Here is an 8007-nt window from a genome sequence, read left to right as displayed (position 1 = left end):
AAAGCGCAGCGCCTCTTAACCTCTTTGTGAATTAATTAGCTCTTTAAAAGCTTTTATTTGCACAATGAGAAGTAAAAGAGGAGTAAATGAGAAAAGCTAAAAACAAAAACCAGTATATTTATGTTTTATCATTACTCTAAAAGCGCAGCGCCTCTTAACCTCTTTGTGGATTAATTAGCTAAATATTTTAAAAGCCCTAAAAACAAAAAAGCGGTGTTAATTTTAACACCGCTTAATGCGAAATATATTTAGCTATATGCTTTAGTAAGCTTGGGTTACAACATAGGTTTTATAACATCAAACACAGCTTCTATATGGTCGTCTCTGTCGTTTAGTGCCGCTATGTAACGGTATTTTTTGCCGCCTGCATTTTCGAATATTTCACGATTTTCGCCTTCTAGCTCTTCAAGTGTTTCTAGGCAGTCGGCGCTAAAAGCAGGACTGATAATGGCTACATCGGTAATGCCCTCATCAGGCAGGGCTTCAAGCGTTGCATCGGTATATGGCTTTAACCACTCGGCTTTACCAAATCGACTTTGAAAAGTACTAATTACTTTGTCTTTATCAAGACCTAGTTTTTCTACAACTAAGCGCGTGGTTTGTAAACATAGGCAATGGTACGGATCGCCGCGCTCTAAAAATAGTTTAGGCATACCGTGATACGAAAAAACAATTTTTTGTGGCATACCATTCGCTTCTAAATCCTCACTAATACTATTAGCAAGTGACTCAATATAACGGGTGTTTTTATGATAGCCATTAATAAAGTGAAGCTCTGGCACCCAGCGCCATTTGCGCAGTACGCTCGATACAGCATCGAACGTTGAACCCGTGGTTGGGCTAGAATATTGCGGATACATTGGCAATATAATAATACGCGTTAAGCCTTTATCACGAAGCTCCTCAAGGCCAGCCTCTATTGAGGGATTACCATAGCGCATAGCCATTACCACTTCGGTATTGGTATAACCTTGTTCTTTTAATAAGGTATTTAGCTTTACGCTTTGTTGGCGAGTAATGTGAGTAAGCGGTGAGCCATTTTCGGTCCATATACTTTCGTATAATTTAGCCGAGCGCTTAGGGCGCACACGCAAAATAATGCCATGTAAAATTATCATCCATACTAGGCGTGGTATTTCTACAATGCGTGGATCTGATAAAAACTCACGTAAGTATATACGAAGCGCAGCAGCTGTTGGTGCATCAGGGCTACCTAGGTTAGTAAGCAGTATTCCCGTTTTTTGGTTAAAACGCCCATCATGGGGATTGTCAGTAACCGCAGAAAATCGCGACACAGAGTGCTCCTTCAAGCAAATTCAATAATGTATTTTATGCACATTGTAACGAAAAAAACTGCCGTTTAGATCAATCATTTAGCAGTTTTAACCATAATTCTAAATGGGGCTGGTTTTTTAGATTCTAGTTGCTGCAGTTTTTCTATCGATTTACGGCTAAATACATGACCTTTAGGCAGCAACATTATACCTGAATGGCTGTGCAGAGCATGGCCGAGTATCATTTGATCTTTAAGCTCATGGGCATTACAAATTAGTACTGATCCTGCTGAACTTTTTTGTTCGTGTAGTTTTGCATGGCTTGCTTCAAGCGCACGAACTATTTTAGGGTGGTAGAACGAACCACTATAAAGTTTTACACTTTCGAGTGCATCCTCATGGCGCTGCTTTTCATCGCTTGCATTGCTCTGCTCAAACGCATCCCAATAGTCGCGCGCTAACCCTAATACCATAGCCCCTATCGGTATGTCGTTTCCAGCAAGGCCTTTGGGCATTCCATTTCCGTTAAAACGTTCAAACTGATAATAAATAGCATCCGACAAATCGTGTAAATGTATTGCTGGCATTAGCATTAATTGTGCAGTACTTGGGTGAGTATAAAAGGTCTTACGCTGTTGCTCATTTAACCGATTTAACGGTTTTTTATAAAGTTCAGGGTCCATAGCAAGCAAACCTATTTGTGCTAAATAACCAGCCATTGGGGCAAGATCAATGCTTTTTTGCGACAGGTTTAGGTAAAGCGCTATTTGTGTGCAGGTATTTGCAATATTTTGTGCTTTGTTGCCATCAAGGTAAGGATTCGCGTTAACAAAATTATATAGCAGCTCAACGGTCGATTTGTGCTCTTGTTTTTCGCGTTCGTTGGCGTCTTCAAGCTTTTTTAAAACTTGTTTGATTTGTAAGGTACGTTTTTCTACTCGTTGTTCAAGCGAATTATTAAGCTCTAGCAACTCTTGGTTTTGTGCCTTAACTTGTGTTTCTAATTTTTTGTTTTGCTTTTTTAGCGCAAATTTTTCTAGGCTATCTTTAATGCTTCGAAGTAATAAGTCGTTTTGCCATGGTTTTTGAATATAACCATTTATTTGCCCTTGATTAACAGCTGCTAGGGTTGTTTGTATATCGGCGTAACCGGTTAATAAAATGCGTTGAGTGTCGGGTGCCAGCGCACGCGCTTTTTCTAAAAACTCGGCACCGTTCATTACTGGCATCCGCATGTCGCTAATAATTAAACCAAATTCATGATTTTTAAAAAGTGTTAGTGCGTTTTGCGGATTATCGCAAACAATAACCGTTAAGCCATTTACTTCAAGTAGTCGTGTTAACGTACGTAGTACTATTTCGTCATCATCAATACAAAGTACATCAACCTGATTCATTGGTGTGTTTGGTGTTGCTTGAGTCATTGCGCCGCCTTTAAATTACTTCTGGCTAAATAATAGCTTAAAAAAACATCCGTGACCTGTTTATGCTTACCTTTTATATAGAGTAGGAGTCACCTAATGTGGTTATTATCTATAAGTAGATAAATGCTCACACTAAAGTTGCAAATTTGCATGTAGACGACTAAACGTTAAGTATAAAGTTATCTATATGGATGAAAGGAATGAATGGATCAGATGGTAATTTTGAACGTGCTTTTTTAAACGAACAAAAGCTGCGCTTGGCCGCAGAACAATTACTCAAAGATAAAAGCACCGTTTTAGTTGCCATAAATAATGAATTACAAAAAAAAGTAGCCGATTTAGAACACCAGCAAATGCTGTTTGTGCAAACCGAAAAAATGGCAACCTTAGGAACGCTTTGTGCAGGCGTAGCCCACGAAATAAATACCCCGCTTGCCTATGCAATGAGTAATATAGAAAGCTTACAAAATTCTACCCCTTTGGTCATCACGTTGCTAAAGCTTAACGAGCAATACTTAAACAACGAAATTAAAGAGAGCCGTTTTAAACACGAAATCGACATACTCAACTTACAGTATCCGTATGCGTGGCTTTATAACAATTTGCAGGGACAAGTTAACGACAGCGTTGAAGGACTCAAACGAATAAAACAAATTGTGCATGACTTATTAAACTTTGCCCACCCCTCCTCCTCGCAAGATAAACAACTAACCGATGTAACAACGGGTGCTAATAATGCTTTAAGGTTATTAAGTAACAAACTCAAACTATGCGAAATAAAAACGCGGTTTGAACCACTACCACTTATTTGGTGCAATTTATCATCGATTAATCAAATTTTTGTAAATCTATTAATGAATGCTTGGCAAGCATGCGAGCTTGATTTAGAAAAAGGCTGCATTATTGAGGTCAATATTTTTGAACTAGACACAAATATCTGTATTGAGGTAAAAGATAATGGCTGTGGAATGAGTGAAGACACAATAGCGCATATGTTTGACCCTTTTTATACAACAAAAGAAGTTGGAGAAGGTACCGGTATGGGTATGACACTTGTATACGCTATGGTGAGCGATCATGGCGGGAAAATAGAAGTTAACAGCACATTAGGGACAGGTACGACCATCCGCTGCCTATTACCTTTAAAAGCGTAAACTAACGAACAAAATCACAATGTAAATAAAAAGTTAACAGATCTTTTTTTGAAGTTTAATGCCCTTGCAGCATGTATTTTAATCGATTAAAGGTGGTTTTTTCTTATCTTGAAATTTATTTGCATACTTAGACCAAATATTTAGTTTTTTTCATTTCTTTTTGTTTGCATATGTTGCTAGGATGTTTACAACAGGTTATGAGCACCATAACCACACACATATTATAAGAACACAAAAAAACAGGGTCGTCACTATGCCAACATACCGTTTAAACACACTTGCTGTAGCCGTTGCTTTCGCGTTTAGCGCACCAAGCATTGTTAACGCAGAAGAAGCACCAGTGCAAGCTGCTAAAAACATTGAGCAAATATCTGTATTAGGATCGCGTGTATCTAACCGTACTTCTACTGAGTCTTCTTCTCCTATTGATTTAATTGACGCAGATGATTTAACCAAAGGTGGCTTTACCGAGCTTGGCCAAAGCCTGCAAGCGACAGCGCCTTCATTTAACTTTTCGCGTACACAAGTATCTGACGGTTCTGATTTATTTAGACCCGCCACACTTCGTGGCTTACAGCCAGATCAAACTCTTGTATTAGTAAATGGTAAACGTCGTCATAACCAATCAATTTTTGGCCTTAACGGTACAGTAGGCGCAGGCGCTGCGGGTACCGATATGAATGCCATTCCGCTAACGGCCCTTAAAGGCGTTGAAGTATTACGCGATGGCGCAGCAGCGCAATATGGCTCTGATGCTATTGCAGGCGTAATTAACTTATCTCTTAATAACTCAACCGGTATTACAACGGGTTTTGTACAATACGGCGGCACAAGTGAAGGTGACGGCGACACTATTTCAGCAGGTTTAAACCGTGGTTTTGAATTAGGTAACGAAGGCGGCTTTATTAACCTATCGCTTGAGTACCGTGATGCCGATGGCACTAACCGCGCCGAGCGTGATACGGGTGGTTCGCTTAATGTTGAACCAGGTACGTTAAGTGAAGACGTACGCTGGGGCCAAGGTAACTCAGAAAGTGAATTTACGTCGTTATTTTACAACATGGCATTACCAATGGGCGACGGCGAGCTTTACTCGTTTGGTGGCTACTCAGAGCGCACGGCGCTGGGTAATGGTTTTTACCGTAACTTTAACGAAGCCTCTAAAAACGTAACACAAGTATACAGCGATGGTTTTTTACCGCGCATATATAACGAAGCACAAGATATTTCAGTCGCGCTTGGTTTTAAAGGCGATATAAACACAGATTGGAATTACGATGTATCGGCTGTTTATGGTGAAAATCAATACGACTTTACATCACGCAATACATTAAACGCTTCTTACGCGGCTGAGTATTTATTTAACAACCCAAGTGCAAGCGATGCCGATATTGCAGCAAATTCAGGCCCTAGTGGCGGTTACTCAGGTGGTTTTAGATTTGATCAAACAACGGTTAACCTTGATGTAAACGGTATTGTAGATATTGGCCGTGGTGAACCTTTATATGTAACAGTAGGCGCTGAATACCGTAAAGAAAACTACGAAATAGTGCCTGGCGATGAAGCATCATACGCCTGTGGACTAGCAAATATGGATACCTCGTACCCATCAGTAAACGATCCGGACCAATTTGCACAGTGTGGTTTTCAGGCTTATAACGGCCTACGCCCTGAAGCGGCTAACGATAGCGACCGTAACAGCTACGCAGTTTATGTAGACGTAGAAACTATGATCACCGACGCATGGAACGTCAGTGGTGCGCTACGCTATGAAGATTTCTCAGATGCTGGGGATGATTTAATTGGTAAATTAGCAACACGTTATGAATTTTCAGATGACTTTGCAGTTCGTGGTGCGGTATCTACTGGTTTTAGAGCGCCATCACTTCAACAAAGTGGTTATACAGCCTTTACAACTAACTTAGGTTCAGACGGCACATTAACGCAATCGTTCACTGCAAACACCGGTACAGCCTTCCCAAGTGCGTTAGGCGTAGATAGCTTAGAGCTTGAAACTTCAACAAACTACAGTGCTGGTTTTGTTTACGATGTAACAAGCGAGCTTTCACTAACGGTTGATTTTTACCGCGTAGAAATTGAAGACCGTATTACGCTTGGCAGCTTACTTACGGCTGACGACGTATCGTTTAGCTCAGACGCTGTAGCAGCGCTACAAGCAACGGGAGCAGTACAAGCTAACTACTTCTCAAACTCGGTTGATTCTACTACGCAAGGTGTTGATATTATTGCATCGTACCGCACTGAAGTTGAAGGCGGTAATTTAGGAGTAACCTTTGCAGGTAACCTAAACGATACTAAAATTGACGGCGTAAATGCTGAAGACGGTATTCCTGAAGCGGTTGCTTTTGATGATTTACAACGTAGCTTTTTTACCGACGGACAACCGAGCGAACGTGCAACGCTTACGTTTGACTACGAACGCGATGCCTACACATCAACCATTCGCTTTAACTACTTTGGCGAAACAGATGTAAAATACTTTGGTAACGACCATATTTCATTACCAGGTGAGCTTTCGCCAACAGGGTCGTTTAAACCAACAAGTACGGTTGAATCTGCTGTGTTAGTTGACTTAAACGTGAGCTACCAAATTAACGACATGTTTGCGCTTTCGGTGGGTGCCGATAACGTATTTGACGAAACGCCAGACGAGCTAGGCGACGACGAAGTACTTAACTTTATCACCAACGGTGCATTTAAATACCCTGTACGCGCATTGCCATACGGCTTTGACGGCAGAACGTACTATGCAAAAGTAAGCTTTAGTTTTTAATTATCTTATAAAAAAGTAAAGCAAACTAAGTAATATTAAGCGCAGTTATTAACTGCGCTTTTTTTATGCTTTTTTATTATAAAAAAGTACCTGTTGGGCATTAAAAATACTTGCGCGGTTGAAAATTAAGCCTACAATCGCCATCTCTTAAATAGGCTAATATAAAAGCCTCTTTATTATTTAACTTAAAATAACCATTGGGGCCTGTTTATCTTTCGAGGTTAAATTTGCAGCAGTATGTTTGGTATTTAGGCAAGGCAGAGCCTGTGTAGTGTGGTTATTCCCCTTAAATAGGCGATAACGAAGCACAAAAGCCAAACATGCGCTGCCCGAAGGATTCTGCCTAGGGGCTATTTACTCTTTGTTGCTCGGTTTTTACTTAGCCCACTAGGTTACAAACCTCGCGCCGCGATTAAACAGCCCCTAGATTGAACAAATTTTAATCCTGAAAGGTCAACAGGCCCTAATTGATAGGAAATATATGACTAAAAAATCTAAAGCAAAAACCGCAAGCAACAGCGCGGTAGACACAGGACGAGGCGTTATAAACCACAATGCACTAGCGGCGATGGTCACCTCTAAATTATTTAAACCACAAGTAGTTAAAGCTAAAAAAGGCAAAGGTTCGTTTAAACGCAACAACAAGCATTCAGGACAAGAGTCCTATTTAATCGCGGCTTAAATAGCACCGATCAAATAGGGCTTTTGAATATAGTAGGTGAGGTTTTATACCTCGCTTTTACTTTTAAAGCATTTAAGCCACGTTACATGAGCGCGAAGTAAATTCGCACCTACGGGTTTGGTGTTTGCACGATGTAGGTGAGGTTTTATACCTCGCGTTCACTTTTAGAGCATTAAAGCCATGTTACATGAGCGCGAAATAAATTCGCACCTACGGGTTTGGTGTTTGCACGATGTAGGTGAGGTTTTATACCTCGCTTTCACTTTTAGAGCATTAAAGCCATGTTACATGAGCGCGAAATAAATTCGCACCTACGGGTTTGGTGTTTGCAAGATGTAGGTGAGGTTTTATACTTCGCTTTCACTTTCAGTTCTTTATTATTTTAACTCCCAAGCTACCCTCTAAAAGCGCAGCGCCTCTAAACCTCTTTGTGGATAACAGCCCTTAAAATATGAATGCACAAAGAGAAGAAAAAGAGGGGTAAATGAGAAGACAAAGTCTATTTGTTTAAGTTATATGATATTTGACCACCGAGCTCACCGAGGCGCTGTGCGCTACACAGAGAAAACACGAGTAATGGTTAGTCACTGTTCCTTGTTTTCTCCTTCACTTCTCGGTGGTAATTTAATTACTTGTTTACTAGAGTGCATCCGACTAAATGTAAAAGCGGTGCTTTTAA

Annotated in this window: 5 protein-coding genes; 3 read left to right on the top strand and 2 right to left on the bottom strand. The window is 40.4% G+C overall.

The features are described 5' to 3' along the window. Positions 1-275: 275 nt before the first annotated feature. Both hemH and CXF64_RS08445 read right to left on the bottom strand, forming a co-directional pair. On the bottom strand, positions 276-1295 hold the full coding sequence (gene hemH / locus CXF64_RS08450; RefSeq protein WP_007583511.1) for a ferrochelatase: 1020 nt from the start codon (positions 1293-1295) through the stop codon (positions 276-278). Between the two features lie 74 nt (positions 1296-1369). Continuing rightward, complete coding sequence (locus CXF64_RS08445; protein ID WP_101216803.1) at positions 1370-2698, bottom strand: HD domain-containing phosphohydrolase; 1329 nt, start codon at positions 2696-2698, stop codon at positions 1370-1372. 200 nt (positions 2699-2898) lie between these two features. On the opposite strand from CXF64_RS08445, the gene CXF64_RS08440 reads away from it, so the two are divergent. The 3 genes from CXF64_RS08440 to arfA all read left to right on the top strand — a co-directional run bounded on the left by CXF64_RS08440 (position 2899) and on the right by arfA (position 7328). Next, a complete protein-coding gene (locus tag CXF64_RS08440; RefSeq protein ID WP_101216802.1) occupies positions 2899-3852 on the top strand; it encodes a sensor histidine kinase in 954 nt (317 codons plus the stop codon). 253 nt (positions 3853-4105) lie between these two features. Further along, the gene (locus tag CXF64_RS08435; protein WP_101216801.1) at positions 4106-6646 is read left to right on the top strand and encodes a TonB-dependent receptor plug domain-containing protein; all 2541 of its coding nucleotides are present in this window, start codon (positions 4106-4108) and stop codon (positions 6644-6646) included. Positions 6647-7127: 481 nt separating this feature from the next. Beyond that, positions 7128-7328: a ribosome alternative rescue factor ArfA gene (gene arfA, locus CXF64_RS08430; protein WP_024593211.1), complete on the top strand. Its 201-nt coding sequence runs from the start codon at positions 7128-7130 to the stop codon at positions 7326-7328. The last annotated feature ends 679 nt before the right edge of the window (positions 7329-8007 follow it).

It is taken from the genome of Pseudoalteromonas sp. GutCa3 (assembly GCF_002836155.1).
GTDB lineage: Bacteria > Pseudomonadota > Gammaproteobacteria > Enterobacterales > Alteromonadaceae > Pseudoalteromonas > Pseudoalteromonas arctica.
The sequence above is the reverse complement of the archived record's forward strand: the minus strand, read 5'-3'. Positions and strand labels throughout refer to the sequence as shown.